The sequence below is a fragment of the Alistipes sp. An54 genome (assembly GCF_002159375.1).
Classification (GTDB): domain Bacteria; phylum Bacteroidota; class Bacteroidia; order Bacteroidales; family Rikenellaceae; genus Alistipes; species Alistipes megaguti.
Map to the genome: position 1 here is coordinate 121,235 of NZ_NFIA01000007.1, position 17,056 is coordinate 138,290.

The window sequence follows — 17,056 nt, forward strand, 5'->3', positions numbered from 1 at the left end:
CCTTCACTGGTCCGGTTCCAGCCACGGCTCCGGTCTGGTTCCGCCCCCTTCCGTTCCGGTTCCAGCCCCTCCTCGGCCCTCTCCGGCCCCTCTATCCCAGATAGGATTTCAGCAGCTTCGAGCGCGACGAGTGACGCAGACGGCGAATCGCCTTCTCCTTGATCTGACGCACACGCTCACGCGTCAGGTCGAACTTCTCGCCGATCTCCTCGAGGGTCATCTCCGAGCAGCCGATGCCGAAGAAGTACTTGATGATATCGCGTTCGCGTTCGGTCAGGGTTTCGAGCGCCCGCTCGACCTCGGTCGACAGCGACTCGTTGATCAGTCCGCGGTCGGCGTTGGGCGAATCGGGGTTGACCAGCACGTCGAGCAGCGAGTTGTCCTCGCCGTCGGCAAACGGTGCATCCACCGAGACGTGGCGTCCGGCCACCCGCAGCGTATCGGTCACCTTCTCCTTCGGGAGTTCGAGCTCCGTGGCCAGCTCCTCGGGCGACGGCGTACGCTCGTGCTCCTGCTCGAAGCGGGCGAAGGCCTTGTTGATCTTGTTGAGCGAGCCGACCTGGTTCAGCGGCAGACGCACGATACGCGACTGCTCGGCCAAAGCCTGGAGAATCGACTGACGAATCCACCACACCGCATAGGAGATGAACTTGAAGCCACGGGTTTCATCGAACTTCTCGGCGGCCTTGATCAGACCGAGGTTACCCTCGTTGATCAGGTCCGGAAGGCTCAGCCCCTGGTTCTGGTATTGTTTGGCGACCGAGACCACGAAGCGAAGATTCGCCTTGGTCAGTTTTTCGAGGGCCTCCTGATCGCCTTTCTTGATTCGTTGGGCGAGTTCCACCTCCTCTTCCACCGTGATGAGCTCCTCCTTGCCGATCTCCTGGAGATATTTGTCCAGCGAGGCGCTCTCGCGGTTGGTGATGGACTTTGTAATCTTGAGTTGACGCATATCTTTATCCTAACTTCCTAAAATGTTTCCGTTCCATTCGACACGAAACCCGCCTCCGAATCGCCGGCTACTCGACAAGCATGTAGCTTGCCGAACGGCCGTTAGGATAGATACCGTCGATCGAACGGATCTTGTCGGTCATGCGCTGCATGTCGCTCAGCGAATAGACCGCCTGATCGTTGATGTGGGTAATCACGAATCCCTGCTTGACGCGGGCGCGGGCCAGAATCCCGTTCGCCTTGATCCCGACGACCTGTACACCGCCCCGAATATCGAGTTCGCGGCACAGTTTCGTCCCGGCATCGGCGAACTTTCCGCCAAGGGCCTCGACCACGTCGACGTCCTCTTTGGTCATCAATTCCGTTTTACCAGCCTTATTACGTAAAGTGACCACAAATTGTTTCACCTTGCCGTCCCTTTTTACCGATAATTTGACCGTATCGTTGGGTCGGCGTTTGGCGATCTGCTCCTGGAGCGTCGAGGGCTCGGTGATCTTCACCCCGTCGATATCGAGAATGATGTCGCCCTTGCGGATGCCGGCCTCCGAAGCCGAACCGCCCTCCGAGACACTGGCCACATAGGCGCCGCCAAGCTCCTTGATGCCCAGATCCTTGCCTTCCGAGTCAAGGAAGTCCTGATCCACCATGCGGAACTGAATGCCCAGCATGGCGCGCTGTACGACGCCGTACTCCTTCAGGTCGACGACCACCTTGCGGACGATCGACTCCGGAATGGCGAACGAATAACCCACGTAGCTGCCCGTCTGCGACTTGATCAGCGTGTTGATGCCGACCAGCTCACCGTGCGTGTTGACCAGCGCACCGCCCGAGTTGCCGGGGTTGACCGCCGCGTCGGTCTGGATGAACGACTCGATGCGGAAATCGTTGGGGATGGCCCCCAGCTGACGCGCCTTGGCGCTCACGATACCGGCCGTGATGGTCGACTGCAGGTCGAACGGCGAACCGATGGCCAGCACCCACTCGCCCAGACGCAGCGCATCGGACGACCCGAAGGGCAGCGTCGGCAGATCGTTGGCCTCGATCTTCACCAGCGCCAGGTCCGTGGCCGAATCCGTACCGATGAGCTTGCCGTCGAACATGCGGCCGTCGTTGAGTTTCACGCGGAGTTTCGTGGCACCGTCGACGACGTGGTTGTTCGTCACGATATAGCCGTCCTCCGAGATGATGACGCCCGAACCGCCGGCCCGCTGTTCGCGGTACTGCGGACGGCCGTCGCCGTAATCCTGCGGGATGCCGAAGAACTCCAGGAAGGGGTCATACCCCCGGCGCGGCATCTCCACCTGCTGGATGGCCTCGATGTTTACGACCGCCTTGACCGCATTCTCGGCGGCATAGGTCAGGTCGGGATATTGTTCATTCTGGTAAGAGGTAAAGTGGTTGCCCAGCGCCGGCGTACGCTCGACCTGGTGCTCGACGTATGCCACCGAACCGTTCTGCTTTCCGCTCACGGCCCAGGCTGTCAGACCGCCGGCTGCGGCCGACACGGCAACAAGTCCCAAAATCAAAAATGCCTTTTTCATAGTTGTTCAAGAGTTTAGTGTCTAACTTTCGGAGGCAATTTTTACCGCATAGGCTTTGTTCTGAATTTCTTTTGTGGGATAAACGGTCGGAATTGTCGGGTTAGTATGCCATTTCACACAAAAAAATCGGGACATTCCCGCGGAATGTCCCGATTGTCGCAAATTTCGTGCACTAGAGCCCGAACTCCTTGCGGATGGCCTCCACGGCGTCGAGCTTCTCCCAGCCGAAGAACTCGATTTCGCGCTCCACTTCGCGGCCCTTCTCCCAGACTTTCACCACCTTCTTGTAGGGGCGGTTGCCGAAGTGTCCGTACGAAGCCGTCGCCTCGAAGATCGGGTTCTTCAGACCGAAACGCTTCACGATGGCAGCCGGACGCAGGTCGAAGAGGCGGCCGATGCGACGAGCAATCTCGCCGTCGGTCATCCCCTCGAGGGCCTTCGGGCGCGGCGAGTGGTAGGTGTCGACGTAGATCGACAGCGGCTCGGCGATGCCAATGGCGTAGCTCAGCTCGACGAGCACCTCATCGGCCACACCTGCCGCCACGAGATTCTTGGCGATGTGGCGGGCGGCATAGGCGGCCGAACGGTCGACCTTCGAGGAGTCCTTGCCCGAGAAGGCGCCTCCGCCGTGGGCACCGCGGCCTCCGTAGGTATCGACGATGATCTTGCGGCCCGTCAGACCCGTATCCCCGTGAGGGCCGCCGATGACGAACTTGCCCGTCGGGTTGACGTGCAGGATATAGTCGTCGCCGATCAGGTCGGCCAGTTTGTCTTCGGCCCGCTCCAGACGCGCCTTCACACGCGGAATGAGGATCGTGCGCACATCCTCGCGGATGCGCTCCTGCATCTGCCGCTCGGCCTCCTTCTCGCTCAGGCCGTTGCCCGGGCGGATGAATTCGTCGTGCTGCGTCGAGACCACGATCGTGTGGACGCGCAGCGGCTTGTTCGTCCGCTCGTCGTACTCGATCGTCACCTGCGACTTCGAATCGGGGCGCAGATAGGTCATCACCTTGCCTTCGCGGCGGATAACGGCCAGCTCCTTCAGGATGACGTGCGAAAGGATCAGCGTCGCCGGCATCATCTCGCGCGTCTCGTTGCAGGCGTAGCCGAACATGATGCCCTGATCGCCGGCCCCCTGCTCGTACTCCTCGTCGCGCTCGACACCCTGGTTGATGTCGGACGACTGTTCGTGGATGGCCGACAGCACGCCGCACGAGTTGCAGTCGAACTGATATTCGCTCTTCGTATAGCCGATGCGTTCGATCACGCGCCGGGCCACGCCCTGCACGTCGACATAGGCCTCCGAGCGCACTTCACCCGCAACGACCACAAGGCCCGTGGTGCAGAGCGTTTCGCAGGCGACCTTCGAATTGGGATCGTGACGAAGAAATTCGTCGAGAATGGCGTCGGAAATCTGATCCGAGACCTTATCGGGGTGTCCTTCCGAAACGGACTCCGATGTAAACAAAAAACCCATTTTGAACCGTTTTTTTAAGGTTAAACGTCTAAAATGGGAAAAATTGGCTGTTGGAAAATAAAAAACGTGCTGTTTTAGCGATTTTTTATTGTGGTTTGCAATCAGTCAAATCTTTCCACATTCCCCGCTTGACAGACGGGATCGCAAAGATAAGGGCTTTTCGTGGATTGGCAATGGATTTTCGGGAATTTTTTTCAAAAAACCGCAGAATCGGGCATCTCACCTATATATAAAGAGGGGCCATCTTCAGGATGGCTCCTCTCCTCTTGTGTATCTTGTTTCGGGTGGGGAGGGGTTGCTGCTGCCTTCCGGCTTCCGCACCCCGGCTGCGATTCTCCGGTTTCAGCACTCCGGTTGTGTTCCTCCGGTTTCAGCACTCCGGTTGTGTTCCTCCGGTTTCAGCACTCCGGTTGTGTTCCTCCGGTTTCAGCGCCCCTGGCTGTAGCTCCCAATTGCGGCGCTCCTCCAGCTGGCACCTTTTCTTTTTTTTTTTCCCCCCCCCGGCCCCGGGCTAACGGCCCAGCATCTTCTTCACCTCGGCGGCTACGGTCTTGCCGTTGTAGCCGAACTTCTCGTCGAGCACCTTGTAGGGGGCCGAATATCCGAAGTGGTCCAGACCGTGGATCATGCCCTTCTCGCCGACGAGTCCCAGCAGGTTCACCGGCAGGCCCGAGGTCATGCCGTAGCGCGGCAGTCCGGCAGGCAGCACCGTCTCCTGGTACGACCGGGGCTGGTCGCGGAAGAGCCCCTCGCTCGGAGCGCTAACCACCCGAACGGCGATGCCCTCCTCAGCCAGCAGTTCGGCACCCTCGACCAGCGTCGAGACCTCCGAACCCGAGGCGATCAGCACGGCGGCCGGTTTGGCGGCATCCATCACCACGTAGGCACCCTTGGAGATCTGGGCGGCCTCTTCGCGGCGGCTGGCACCCAGCGTCGGCAGGTTCTTGATGTTCTGACGCGAGAGGACCAGCGCTACCGGGCGGTGCTCCTCGACGGCCAGTTTCCAGGCCATGACCGTCTCCTCGGCATCCGCCGGGCGCAACACGACCATCGAACGTTTCCCCTCGTGGTTCCGCAGATGTTCCATCAGACGGATCTGGGCCTCCTGCTCGACGGGCTGGTGGGTCGGACCGTCCTCACCCACACGGAACGAGTCGTGCGACCAGACGTAGATCACGTGCAGACGCATCAGCGCCGCCATGCGCACGGCCGGCTTCATGTAGTCCGAGAAGACGAAGAAGGTGCCGCATACGGGGATCACGCCGCCGTGCAGCGCCATGCCGTTCATCACGCAGGCCATCGTCAGCTCCGAGACGCCCGCCTGGAAGAACTTGCCCGTGAAGTCGCCCTTCGTGAAGGCCTTGGTCTTCTTCAGATAGCCGTCCGTCTTGTCCGAGTTCGAGAGGTCGGCCGACGAGACGATCATGTTGTCGATCTTCTCGGCATAGACGCCCAGCACCGACGACGAGGCGGCACGCGTCGCCACGTCGGGCTTCACCTCGATCAGCTTGTAGTCGATCTCGGGCAGACGTCCCGAGAGAAATTCGTCGAGTTTGCGGGCCAGCTCCCGGTGTTCGCTGCGCCACGACTTCTCGACGGCGGCCTGCTCGGCAGCCCAGGCCCGCAGCGCCTCGCGACGCTCGGCGAAGACCTCGCGGCTCTCCTCGAAGACGGCGAACGGGTTCTCCGGATCGCCTCCCAGATTCTTCACCGTGGCGGCGAAATCGGCTCCGGCCGCGCTGAGCGGCTGGCCATGGGTCGAGACGCGGTTTTCGTAGCTCTCGCCCTCGGGCCCCCTGGCACCCTTGCCCATCGTCGTATGGCCGATGATGAGCGTCGGACGTTCGGTCTCGCTCTGGGCTGCCACCAGCGCCTCGCGGATCTGGTTGATGTTGTGGCCGTCGATCGAGAGGACGTTCCAGCCCCAGGCCTCGTACTTCATGGCCACATTCTCCGTGTCGACCTCGTCGACCTTCGTCGACAACTGGATGTTGTTCGCATCGTAGAACATCACCAGGTTCGAGAGCCCGAGGTGGCCGGCAATACGGCCGACGCCCTGCGAGATCTCCTCCTCGACGGCGCCGTCCGAGATATAGGCATAGGTCCGGTGGGCCATCCACTCGCCGAAGCGCGCCGCCAGGAAGCGTTCAGCAATGGCGGCTCCGAGGGCCATGGCATGACCCTGTCCGAGCGGACCCGACGTATTCTCCACTCCGCGCAGGACGTCGACCTCGGGGTGCCCCGGCGTCACGCTGCCCCACTGCCGAAGCGACTGCAGATCCTCGGTCGAGTAGTGGCCCGCCAGCGAAAGCGTCGCATACAACATCGGCGACATGTGGCCCGGATCAAGGAAGAAACGGTCCCGGAACGGATAGGCCATGTTGTCGGGATCATAGCGCAGAAATTCGGCATAGAGCACCGTGATGAAGTCGGCACCGCCCATGGCTCCGCCCGGATGTCCCGATTTCGCCTTTTCCACCATCGCCGCCGACAGAATACGGACGTTGTCGGCTACGCGCGTCAGTTTTGAATTCGTTGTAGACATTGTTGTTGCAGTTATTTAAGCGTTGGTTGTCGTAGTTATCGCACGCAGGATCACCCCACCTGCTTCAGCACCGGGAGATTGGCCTTCTCGACCTTCTCGCGGGCGTAGTCGAGCGTCACGGTGAACTCCCTGGCGCCGGTCGACGGCAGTTCGAACATCGTGTCCATCATGACCGCCTCGCAGATCGACCGCAGACCGCGGGCTCCGAGCTTGAACTCCACGGCCTTGTCGACGATGTAGTCGAGCGCCTCGTCGGTGAAGGTCAGTTTCACGCCGTCCATCTCAAACAACCGCACGTACTGCTTGATGATGGCATTGCGCGGTTCGGTGAGGATCGAACGCAGGGCGTCGCGTCCCAGCGGCTGCATGTAGGTCAGCACCGGCAGACGCCCCACCAGTTCGGGGATCAGTCCGAACGACTTCAGATCCTGCGGCGTGATGTACTGCATGAGGTTCGAGCGGTCGATCGGGTCGGCATTGATGCGGCCGTAGCCCATTGCCCGCGTGTTGAGCCGCTGGGCGATCTTCTTCTCGATGCCGTCGAACGCACCGCCGCAGATGAAGAGGATGTTGCGCGTGTCGACCTGGATGAACTTCTGTTCGGGGTGCTTGCGCCCGCCCTGGGGCGGAACGTTGACCACCGTACCCTCGAGGATCTTCAGCAGGGCCTGCTGCACACCCTCGCCCGAGACGTCGCGCGTGATCGAGGGGTTGTCCCCCTTGCGGGCGATCTTGTCGATCTCGTCGATGAAGACGATGCCGCGCTGGGCCTGCTCGACGTCGTAGTCGGCCACCTGCAGCAGCCGCGAGAGGATGCTCTCGACATCCTCACCCACGTAACCGGCCTCGGTGAGCACCGTGGCGTCGACGATCGTGAAGGGGACCTTCAGCAGTTTGGCGATCGTGCGGGCCATCAGGGTCTTTCCCGTACCCGTCGGGCCCGCCAGCACGATGTTCGACTTGTCGAGTTCGACGTCGTTCTCCTTCGGGGCGTAGAGCAGCCGCTTGTAGTGGTTGTATACCGCCACCGAGAGGTAGCGCTTGGCGGCGTCCTGCCCGATGACGTACTGATCGAGGAACTCCTTGATCTGGGCGGGTTTGAGCAGCTCCTCCTTCTTCAGGGGAGCAGCCTTCGAACGACCCTTGCGCCCCTCTGCGGCGACCATGTCGTTGTCGAGCAGGATGCGGTAGCCGTTCTCGATGCACTTATTGCAGATGTTGGCGCCGTCCATGCCCTGGAACATGATCTCCACCTCGGAGCGTTTGGCGCCGCAGAACGAACAGCTGTCGCCGCCGTTCTTCGTATTGTCGGTTTTGTTGTTGTTGCGATTCTGTGCCATGGAGGTTACTTCTCACGTTTGGAGAGTACGGTATCGATCAGTCCGTACTCCTTGGCCTCGGGGGCCGAAAGCCAGTAGTCACGATCGGCGTCCTTCTCGATCTTGCGGATCGAGACGCCGGAATGGGCCGCGAGGATCTCGTAGAGCTCGCGTTTGGTCTTCATGATTTCGCGAGCCGTGATTTCGATGTCGGAGGCCTGGCCCTGAGCGCCTCCGAGGGGCTGGTGGATCATCACCCGGGCATGGGGCAGCGCGGCGCGCTTGCCGGCGGCACCGGCCGTCAGCAGCACGGCACCCATCGAGGCGGCCAGTCCCGTGCAGATGGTCCCCACGTCGCAGGACACGAGCTGCATCGTATCGTAGATACCCAGTCCGGCCGAGACCGAACCGCCGGGCGAATTGATGTAGATCTGGACATCCTTGTCGGGGTCGACCGACTCCAGGAACAGCAGCTGGGCCTGGATGATATTGGCGGCATCGTCGTAAATCGGTGCTCCGAGGAAGATAATGCGGTCCATCATCAGACGCGAAAAGACGTCCATGGTGGCGACATTCAACTGGCGTTCCTCGATGATCGTCGGCGAGACATAGGCCGCACTGACCGATTGGAAATCATGCAGTTTCAGCGAGCTGATCCCGCAATGCTTCCGGGCATATTTTTCAAATTCAGACATATTCTTCGATTCGTTATCCTTTCAACACTCATTTGCGGAGAGGGGGATCTGCCTACGGGATCCGCGTTTGGGCGGGCCCGCGTCCGGCGTCAATCACCGAATCCGGCAACCGACCGACCGCAGCGTTTCCCAGCATTCCCGCCGCCGTTCACAGCACCCGGCTAGCTCCTTCACACCAACCGGCACTCACAACGTCCGGTCCTTTCCAGCACCCGGCCGCCGTTCACAACGCCCGGCCCGACTCTCTCGGCCCCCCCCGCATAAAAAAGGACTTTGCAAACATCGCGCCTGCAAAGTCCAAAGATAATCAAAAATCCGCGAATCCTAAAGCTCCTTTGCCAATTTGGCGAAATCCTCTGCGGAAACGGCCTTTTCCGTCACCTTGATCTTCGACTTGATGTCGTCGACGACCTTCGTCTCGTAGAGCTTCTCGTAGATCTTCTGACCCTGATCCTTGTCGGCGAGGATCTTCTCGGCATATCCGGCCAGCATGTCATCCGGTGCCGACGGCATGCCGTACTGCGCGAACTGGGCGGCAGCCAGCGCCTTGGCCTCGGCCGTAGCCTCCTCCTTCGTCACGGTGAGGTTGTCGGCCTTGATGAAGTGCTTCTGCAGATAGTTCCAGGTGAACATCTTCAGGAACTGATCGAAGTCCTTCTCGATCTCCTCCATCGTGAACTTGCCCTCGTTGATCGTATAGAGCCAGCGCTTGAGGAACGGAACCGGCATCTTCAGATCGGCCTTCTTCAGGAGGTAGTCGCGCAGCTGCAACGTGAAGAGGTAGTCGCTCTCACGACGCAGTTCGCTCTCGATCTGAGCGTCGAGGTACTTGTCGAACTCGGCCTCCGAGGTGACGTTGCCCTGCGGGAAGGCCATCTTGAAGAACTCCTCGTTGAGTTCGGGCTCGGCGAAGCGGCGGATCTTGGTGATCTCCATCTCGAACTCGGGGTTGATGCCGTCGAGCTCATGCTCCTTGACCTGCAGGCAGGCGGCACGCTGGGCCGGAGTCTTGTAGAGTTCGTTGATGTTGACCTTCATCTTGTCGCCGACCTTCTTGCCGAGGAAGGGTTTGCGCTCCTCGTCGGTCATCGAGATCAGACCCACGTAGGCATCGGCCACGTTCATGTCGCCGTTGTCGAGCGTCACGGTCAGGGCCTCGTCCGAGGTCACCTCGTCGGCGTCGACCAGACGGCCGTAGCGGCGCAGGTAGTTCGAACGGTAGTCGTCGTGCATCTTCTTGTCGATCTTGATCGAGTGGTAGGTCAGCTTGTCCTTGTCCGAGAGCTCGAGGTTGATGGCCGGAGCCTCACCGATCTCGAAGACGAACTCGAATTCGGTGTTGTTCTCGAAATCGAAGGCACCCTGCTCCTCGGCGGGGATGACGTCGCCCAGGTAGTCGATGCCCTCCTTCTGGAGGTACTCGAAGACGGAGTTCGAGGCCTTGCGGTAGGACTGCTCGGCCACGACACCCTTGCCGTACATCTTGCGGATGATGCCCATCGGGACCATGCCGGGACGGAATCCCGGAATATTGGCCTTGCGACGATACTCGCGCAGCGCCTTTTCGACCTCCTGGCCGTAATCGTCCTGACCGACGGTCACGCGGATCAGCGAGTTATTCTCGCCGTGTTGTTCTCTTACGATCTTCATAATGAGTTTGTTATATCTGATTTCTTGCGTTTTTCCACTCGGAATCGGGAGGCAAAGATACGAAATTATTCCGATCCGCCCAACAGATAGCTCCATATTATTAGGTGAAATTATGATTTGTGGTTTGCTTTTCGTACCTTTGTAGGCTTTATCTCCGCGAACGATGAAACTTGTGACGACTCTTCTGCTGGCGAGCGCCCTGCTCACGGCCTGCGGGAACTCCCCGGCCCGAACACGCTCGACGGCCCGAAAACATACGACGGCCCGAAAACATACGACGGCCTCCGTGCCCGCCGAACCGAAACACTACACCTACCGCGTCAAGGCCTCCCACCCCCACTCCACGAAGGCCTATACGCAGGGTCTGCTGTGGCACGACGGTGCGCTGTGGGAGGGGACGGGCCAGTACGGCGAATCGGTCGTGCAGACGCTCGATCCGGTCTCGGGCCGCAGCCGGGTGCTGGCCACGCTGCCGCGCTCGGAGTTCGGCGAGGGGATCGCCATCCTGGGCGACGAACTCTTCCAGCTCACCTGGCAGTCGAACACCGCCCACGTCTACCGCATCACCGAGGGCGGTCTCGAGAAGCTCCGCGACCACCGCTACGCCGGCGAGGGATGGGGAATCACCACCGACGGACGACAGCTCTACATGACCGACGGATCGGCCAACCTCTACACGGTCGACCCGGCGACGTTCCGCCGCAGCGGCCATGTGACCGTCACCCTGAAGGGCGAACCGGTCCCCTTCCTCAACGAACTGGAGTGGATCGACGGCCGCATCTGGGCCAACGTCTACATGACCGACCAACTCGTCATCATCGACCCGGCAACGGGCCGCGTCGAAGGGGTGGTCGACCTCACGGGGCTGCTGCCCGACGGGGAGCGCACCCCCTCGACCGACGTGCTGAACGGCATAGCCTGGGACCCCGCCTCCAAACGCCTCTTCGTCACGGGCAAGAACTGGAGCAAACTCTTCGAAATAGAGATTATCGAACAATGATACCCGCAGAAACGAAAAACAAGACGCTGCAAGCGCTGCTCGAGCACCGCATCCTGCTGCTCGACGGCGGATTCGGCACCATGGTCCAGAGTTACGGACTCGACGAGGCGGCCTACCGCGGCGAGCGCTTCCGCACGTGGGAGGTGCAGCTCAAGGGTTGCAACGACCTGCTGGTGCTGACCCGCCCGGAGGTGGTACGCGAAATCCACGAAAAATACCTGGCGGCCGGTGCCGACATCATCGAAACCGATTCGTTCAACGCCAATGCCGTCTCGCTGGCCGACTACCGGCTCGAGGGGTTGGCCCGCGAGATCTCGCGCGCGGCCGCCGAGGTGGCGCGCGCGGCGGCCGACGCCTTCACGGCGCGCAACCCGCAGAAACCGCGCTTCGTCGCCGGATCGATGGGCCCCACGAACCGCACGGCCTCGATGTCGGCCGACGTGGCCAACCCCGCAGCCCGCGAGGTGACCTTCCGCCAGCTGGTCGACGCCTACACCGACCAGGCCCGCGGACTGGTGGAGGGCGGAGTCGACGTGCTGCTCGTCGAGACCGTGTTCGACACGCTCAACGCCAAGGCGGCCCTCTACGCCATCGACCGCCTGTGTGAGGAGCTCGGGCGGCAGATCCCGGTGATGGTCTCCGGGACGCTCTCCGATGCCAGCGGCCGCACCCTCTCGGGACAGACCGTCGAGGCCTTCGCCGCGTCGCTCTCCCACGCGCGGCTGCTGTCGATCGGCCTGAACTGCGGCTTCGGGGCCCGGCAGCTGATGCCCTACCTCGAACGGTTGGCCAAGGTGGCCCAGACCCGCATCTCGGCCCACCCGAACGCCGGACTGCCCAACGTCATGGGCGGTTACGACGAGACCCCGGCGATGTTTGCCGAGGATCTGGGCGAGTACATGCGCCGCGGACTGGTCAACATCGTCGGCGGCTGCTGCGGAACCACTCCGGCCCACATCTTCGAACTCTCGAAAATCGTCGACCAATATACCCCGCGTCCGCTGCCCGAGCCGCGCCACGAAACGGTGCTCGCCGGACTCGAACCGCTGCGGGTGGTCCCCGAGGCGAACTTCATCAACATCGGCGAGCGGACGAACGTCGCCGGCTCGGCCCGCTTTGCGCGGCTCATCCGCGAGGGCAACTACGAAGAGGCCCTCTCGGTGGCCCGGGCGCAGGTCGAGGCCGGAGCGCAGGTGGTCGACGTCTGCATGGACGACGGCATGATCGACGGCGTGGAGGCCATGCGCACGTTCCTCAACCTGATGGCCGCGGAGCCCGAAATCGCCCGCGTGCCGGTGATGATCGACTCGTCGAAGTGGGAGGTGCTCACCGCCGGCCTCGAGGTCGTGCAGGGCAAGTCGGTGGTCAACTCCATCTCGCTGAAGGAGGGCGAGGCGGAGTTCCTGCGGCGTGCGGCCGAAATCCACCGCTACGGAGCCGCCGCCGTGGTGATGCTCTTCGACGAGCGCGGGCAGGCCGACACCTGCGAACGCAAGATCGAGGTGGCGCAGCGCGCCTACCGCCTGCTGACCGACAACGGATTCCCGGCCGAGGATATCATCTTCGACCCCAACATACTGGCCGTGGCGACGGGTATTCCCGAACACGACGGCTACGCCAAGGCCTTCATCGACGCCACACGCTGGATCAAGGAGCACCTGCCCTGGGCGAAGGTCTCGGGCGGGGTGTCGAACCTCTCGTTCGCCTTCCGCGGCAACAACGCCGTGCGCGAGGCGATGCACTCGGCCTTCCTCTACCACGCGATCCGCGCCGGGATGGACATGGGGATCGTCAACCCGCAGATGCTGCGCGTCTACAGCCAGATCGAGCCCGAACTGCTCGAACGGGTCGAGGACGTGCTGCTGTGCCGCCGGCCCGATGCCTCGGAACGCCTCACGGAGTATGCCCATCAGGTGCAGCAGACGGCGCAGCAGGAGCCGCAGCAGGCCGATGTCTGGCGCAGCGGCACGCTCCGCGAACGCATCGACTACGCCATGCTCAAGGGCGTTGCCGACCACATCGAGGAGGATGCGCTGGAGGCCTACCGCGAACTGGGCAGCCCGATGGCGGTGATCGACCGGCTGCTGATGCCCGCCATGGAGCAGGTCGGCGAACTCTTCGGTGCGGGGAAGATGTTCCTGCCGCAGGTCGTGAAGACGGCCCGCGTGATGAAGCGCGCCGTGGCGGTGCTGACCCCCTACATCGAGCAGGGGACCGCCACCACGACCCACTCGGCCGGCAAGGTGCTGGTGGCCACGGTGAAGGGCGACGTCCACGACATCGGCAAGAACATCGTCTCGGTGGTGATGGCCTGCAACGGCTACGAGATCCGCGATCTGGGCGTCATGGTCGAGGCCGAACGCATCGTCGACGAGGCGGTGGCGTGGGGGGCGCAGGTCATCGGGCTGAGCGGACTGATCACCCCGTCGCTCGACGAGATGGCCCACATCTGCGAGGAGCTCGAACGGCGCGGATTGCGCATTCCGGTGATCATCGGCGGCGCCACGACGTCGGATCTCCATACGGCCGTGAAGATCGCCCCGGTCTACTCGGGGGCGGTCATCCACTCGGCCAACGCCAGCCAGAACACGCAGATCCTGGCCCGGCTGCTGGGCAACCGTTCCGAGGCCTATGTCGAAGAGGTGAAGCGGCAGCAGGCCGCGCTGCGCGAGGAGTATGCCCGCAAACTCCGCCAGCGCGATCTGATTCCGATCGTCGAGGTGCACAAGGCGCGCCGCGGGCTGCCGCCCCACGAACCCGTCAAGCCGCTCCACACGGGGCGTCTGGTCTTCCCCGACTTCGACATCTCGGATGCCGAGCCCTTCATCGACTGGAACTTCTTCTTCCCGGCCTGGGGGCTCAAGGGTCGCTATCCGGAGATCCTCGACCACCCCGAGAAGGGTCCCGAGGCTCGCAAGCTCTTCGACGATGCCCAGGCGTTGCTGAAGCGGATCCGCGAGGAGCATCTGCTGACGCTGCAGGGGGTTGTGGGGATCTTCCCGGCCCGTTCGGAGCGCGACGACATCCTCATCACGGACACCAAGGGGCGTGAAAAACGGCTCCCGATGCTACGCAACCAGACGCGCGGCGAGGAGAACCAGTCGCTGGCCGACCGGATCGCCCCGAAGGGTGACTGGATCGGCTGCTTTGCGCTGACGGCCGGCATCGGACTCAAGGAGCTCGAGGAGCGCTTCCGCAAGGAGGCCGACGACTACTCGGCCATCCTGTCGAAGCTGCTGGCCGACCGGCTGACCGAGGCCTTCGGCGAGGCGGTGCACACCTTCGTACGGCGCCAGATGTGGGGCTACGAGACCGAGGGCGGCATCGACTCGCAGCAGATCATCCGCGGCCACTACCGCGGCTGCCGCGTGGCCTTCGGCTACCCCTCGGCGCCCGACCACTCGCTCAAGCGCGAGGTCTTCGACCTGCTGGCCGTCGAAACGACGACCGGCATGCGCCTGACGGAGAACTGGATGATCAATCCGGGTGAGGCGATCTGCGGACTGATGTTCGCTGACGGCGGGTACTTCTCCGTCGGGACGATCGACACCAAGCAGCTGCTCGACTACGCGCGCCGCCGCGGCATGGAGGTCGAGCAAATCAAGAAACTCATTCCCAACAATCTCTGACACAGCCATGAACGTAGTCGATATCATCCGCGAAGCCATCGCCACGAAGCGCACGCGCTTCGCCTTCGAACTCCTGCCGCCGCTCAAGGGCGACGGCAGCCAGAAGATCTTCGCCGCCATCGAGCCGCTGATGCCCTACCGCCCGGCCTACATCAACATCACGTTCCACCGCGAGGCAATCAAGGAGACCGTACGCGAGGACGGCAGCATCGAGTGGCACGTCGTGCGGCGGCGCCCCGGCACGGTCGGCATCTCGGCGGCCATCCAGCAGCGCTACGGCGTGGAGGTGGTTCCGCACCTGATCTGCGGCGGGCTGTCGAAATACGACATCGAGGACACGCTCATCGACATGGACTTCCTCGGACTGCACAACGTGCTGGCGCTGCGCGGCGACAAGTCGCAGAACGAACGCCGCTTCATGCCCCATCCGCAGGGTCATGCCCATGCCATCGACCTGGTGCGGCAGATCGACGACATGAACCACGGCCGCTTCATCGACGGCGAGGTCGAAGAGTGCCACCACTCGAAATTCTCGATCGGCGTGGCCGGCTATCCCGAGGTCCACTTCGAGGCGCGCGACATCACCTCGGACATCGCCCACCTGAAGGCCAAGATCGACGCCGGCGCCGAGTATGTCATCACGCAGCTCTTTTTCGACAACCGCAAGTACTTCGACTTCGTGCGCCGCTGCCGCGAGGCGGGGATCACCGTACCGATCATCCCCGGACTGAAACCGCTGTCGACGCCCCGCCATCTGGAGGTGCTGCCCGAGACGTTCCACGTCTCGATCCCCGAGGAGCTGGCCCGCGAGGTGAAGGCCCACCCCGAAAGCGCCCGCGAGATCGGCACCGAATGGGCCATCGCCCAGAGCCGCAAACTGATGGCCGCCGGCGTCCCGGTGCTGCACTATTATACAATGAGCCGCACAACAAACATTCAGAAGATCGTTTCGGCGCTCTTCTGATCAAAGAGAGGGGGAGGGTGCGTCCGGGCCGGGAAACAGACCGGACCGCCCTCCCGCCCCGAAAGAAGGACAACGCGGAGTCACGCACCGGGCGGACGATTCGTCCGGGGAGCGGCCTCTGACAAGCTATTTTCTTTCAAAGGTTATATGGAAAGTAACAAGGAGATAACCCCCGTCGAATTCCGACGCCATCTGCACGCCCATCCCGAACTCTCGTTCCAGGAGCAGGAGACGGCCCGTTATATCGAAGAGCGGCTCGATGCGCTGGGGATCGCCCATCGCCGCGTGGCCGGGACCGGCGTCCTGGCCTCGATCCGCGGATCGAAAAGTGTGGCCGACGACCGCCGCGCCGTCGTGCTGCGGGCCGACATCGACGCCCTGCCGATCGACGAACAGAACGACTGTACGTGGCATTCGCAGCGCCGCGGCGTGATGCACGCCTGCGGCCACGACATGCATGCCGCCGTCCTCTACGGCGTGCTGCAGCGCATGGCCGCCCGGCCCGACTTCCGCGGTACGCTCTTCGGGCTCTTCCAGCCCGGCGAGGAGTGCAACCCGGGCGGCGCATCGCTCGTGCTGGCCGAAAAGCCCTTCGAGGGGTATGACATCCGCGCCGTGGTGGGCGAACACGTCGATGCGCAGCTCGAGGTCGGCAGCTTCGGATTCCGAGCCGGAAAGTACATGGCCTCGAGCGACGAACTGCGGCTGCGGATCCACGGAACGGGCGGCCATGGCGCCATGCGCCAGCTGCTGAAGGACCCCGTGGCCGCCGGAGCCGAACTGCTCACGCGGCTGGTAGCCCTCAACGGCGAGGAGTGCGTGCTGTCGATCGGCCGCTTCGAGGCCCTCGGCGCCACGAACATCGTCCCCGACGAGGTCTACATGGAGGGGACGCTGCGCACGTTCGACGAACGCCAGCGCAAGATCCTCCACCAGCGCATCGCCAACATCGCCGCCGAGATCGACGCGCGACGCGGCGTGAAGACCCGCGTGGAGATCAGCCACGGCTACCCGTGCGTGGTCAACGACGAGATCCTCGTCAAACTGGCCGTGGCCATCGCCCGCCACGAAGGACGCCACATCGAGATGCTTCCGCTGCGGACCACGGCCGAGGATTTCGGCTTCTACTGCCGGGAGTATCCATCGCTCTTCTACCGCCTCGGGGTCGGCGCCGCGGCCGGACGCTCCCACACGGCGACGTTCCTTCCCGACGAGGGGGCTATCGAACCGGGCATCGCCTTCATGCACGAACTGGCCCTGCGGATTCTCGAAAAATAAAGACACA

General features: G+C 62.6%; 11 protein-coding genes. 4 read left to right on the forward strand and 7 right to left on the reverse strand.

Annotated features, from left to right (window positions below):
• Window positions 1-91: 91 nt before the first annotated feature.
• The 7 genes from B5G09_RS08390 to B5G09_RS08420 form a co-directional block, all read right to left on the reverse strand.
• Window positions 92-952: an RNA polymerase sigma factor RpoD/SigA gene (locus B5G09_RS08390; RefSeq protein ID WP_087310933.1), complete on the reverse strand. Its 861-nt coding sequence runs from the start codon at window positions 950-952 to the stop codon at window positions 92-94.
• Window positions 953-1,019: 67 nt separating this feature from the next.
• Window positions 1,020-2,492, reverse strand: coding sequence for a trypsin-like peptidase domain-containing protein (locus B5G09_RS08395; protein ID WP_087404839.1), 1,473 nt, complete (start codon window positions 2,490-2,492; stop codon window positions 1,020-1,022).
• Window positions 2,493-2,664: 172 nt separating this feature from the next.
• Window positions 2,665-3,969, reverse strand: a complete 1,305-nt coding sequence (gene metK / locus B5G09_RS08400) for a methionine adenosyltransferase (RefSeq protein WP_087404840.1) — start codon at window positions 3,967-3,969, stop codon at window positions 2,665-2,667.
• Between the two features lie 511 nt (window positions 3,970-4,480).
• A complete protein-coding gene (locus B5G09_RS08405; RefSeq protein WP_087404841.1) occupies window positions 4,481-6,514 on the reverse strand; it encodes a transketolase in 2,034 nt (677 codons plus the stop codon).
• A 50-nt stretch (window positions 6,515-6,564) separates the two neighbouring features.
• On the reverse strand, window positions 6,565-7,854 hold the full coding sequence (clpX, locus tag B5G09_RS08410; RefSeq protein ID WP_087404842.1) for an ATP-dependent Clp protease ATP-binding subunit ClpX: 1,290 nt from the start codon (window positions 7,852-7,854) through the stop codon (window positions 6,565-6,567).
• 5 nt (window positions 7,855-7,859) lie between these two features.
• The gene (clpP, locus tag B5G09_RS08415) at window positions 7,860-8,528 is read right to left on the reverse strand and encodes an ATP-dependent Clp endopeptidase proteolytic subunit ClpP (protein ID WP_087310928.1); all 669 of its coding nucleotides are present in this window, start codon (window positions 8,526-8,528) and stop codon (window positions 7,860-7,862) included.
• A gap of 324 nt (window positions 8,529-8,852) precedes the next feature.
• Window positions 8,853-10,178, reverse strand: coding sequence for a trigger factor (locus tag B5G09_RS08420; RefSeq protein WP_087404843.1), 1,326 nt, complete (start codon window positions 10,176-10,178; stop codon window positions 8,853-8,855).
• Window positions 10,179-10,341: 163 nt separating this feature from the next.
• Between B5G09_RS08420 and B5G09_RS08425 the strand changes: the two genes are divergently transcribed.
• The 4 genes from B5G09_RS08425 (at window position 10,342) to B5G09_RS08440 (ending at window position 17,049) form a co-directional block, all read left to right on the forward strand.
• Window positions 10,342-11,178, forward strand: coding sequence for a glutaminyl-peptide cyclotransferase (locus tag B5G09_RS08425; RefSeq protein ID WP_087404844.1), 837 nt, complete (start codon window positions 10,342-10,344; stop codon window positions 11,176-11,178).
• On the forward strand, window positions 11,175-14,807 hold the full coding sequence (metH, locus tag B5G09_RS08430; RefSeq protein WP_087404845.1) for a methionine synthase: 3,633 nt from the start codon (window positions 11,175-11,177) through the stop codon (window positions 14,805-14,807). Before B5G09_RS08425 ends, metH begins: the two co-directional genes overlap by 4 nt.
• A 7-nt stretch (window positions 14,808-14,814) precedes the next feature.
• Window positions 14,815-15,771 (forward strand): methylenetetrahydrofolate reductase, encoded by a 957-nt coding sequence (locus B5G09_RS08435; protein WP_087404846.1) that lies wholly within the window; start codon window positions 14,815-14,817, stop codon window positions 15,769-15,771.
• Between the two features lie 165 nt (window positions 15,772-15,936).
• Window positions 15,937-17,049, forward strand: a complete 1,113-nt coding sequence (locus B5G09_RS08440) for a M20 family metallopeptidase (protein ID WP_087311019.1) — start codon at window positions 15,937-15,939, stop codon at window positions 17,047-17,049.
• The last annotated feature ends 7 nt before the right edge of the window (window positions 17,050-17,056 follow it).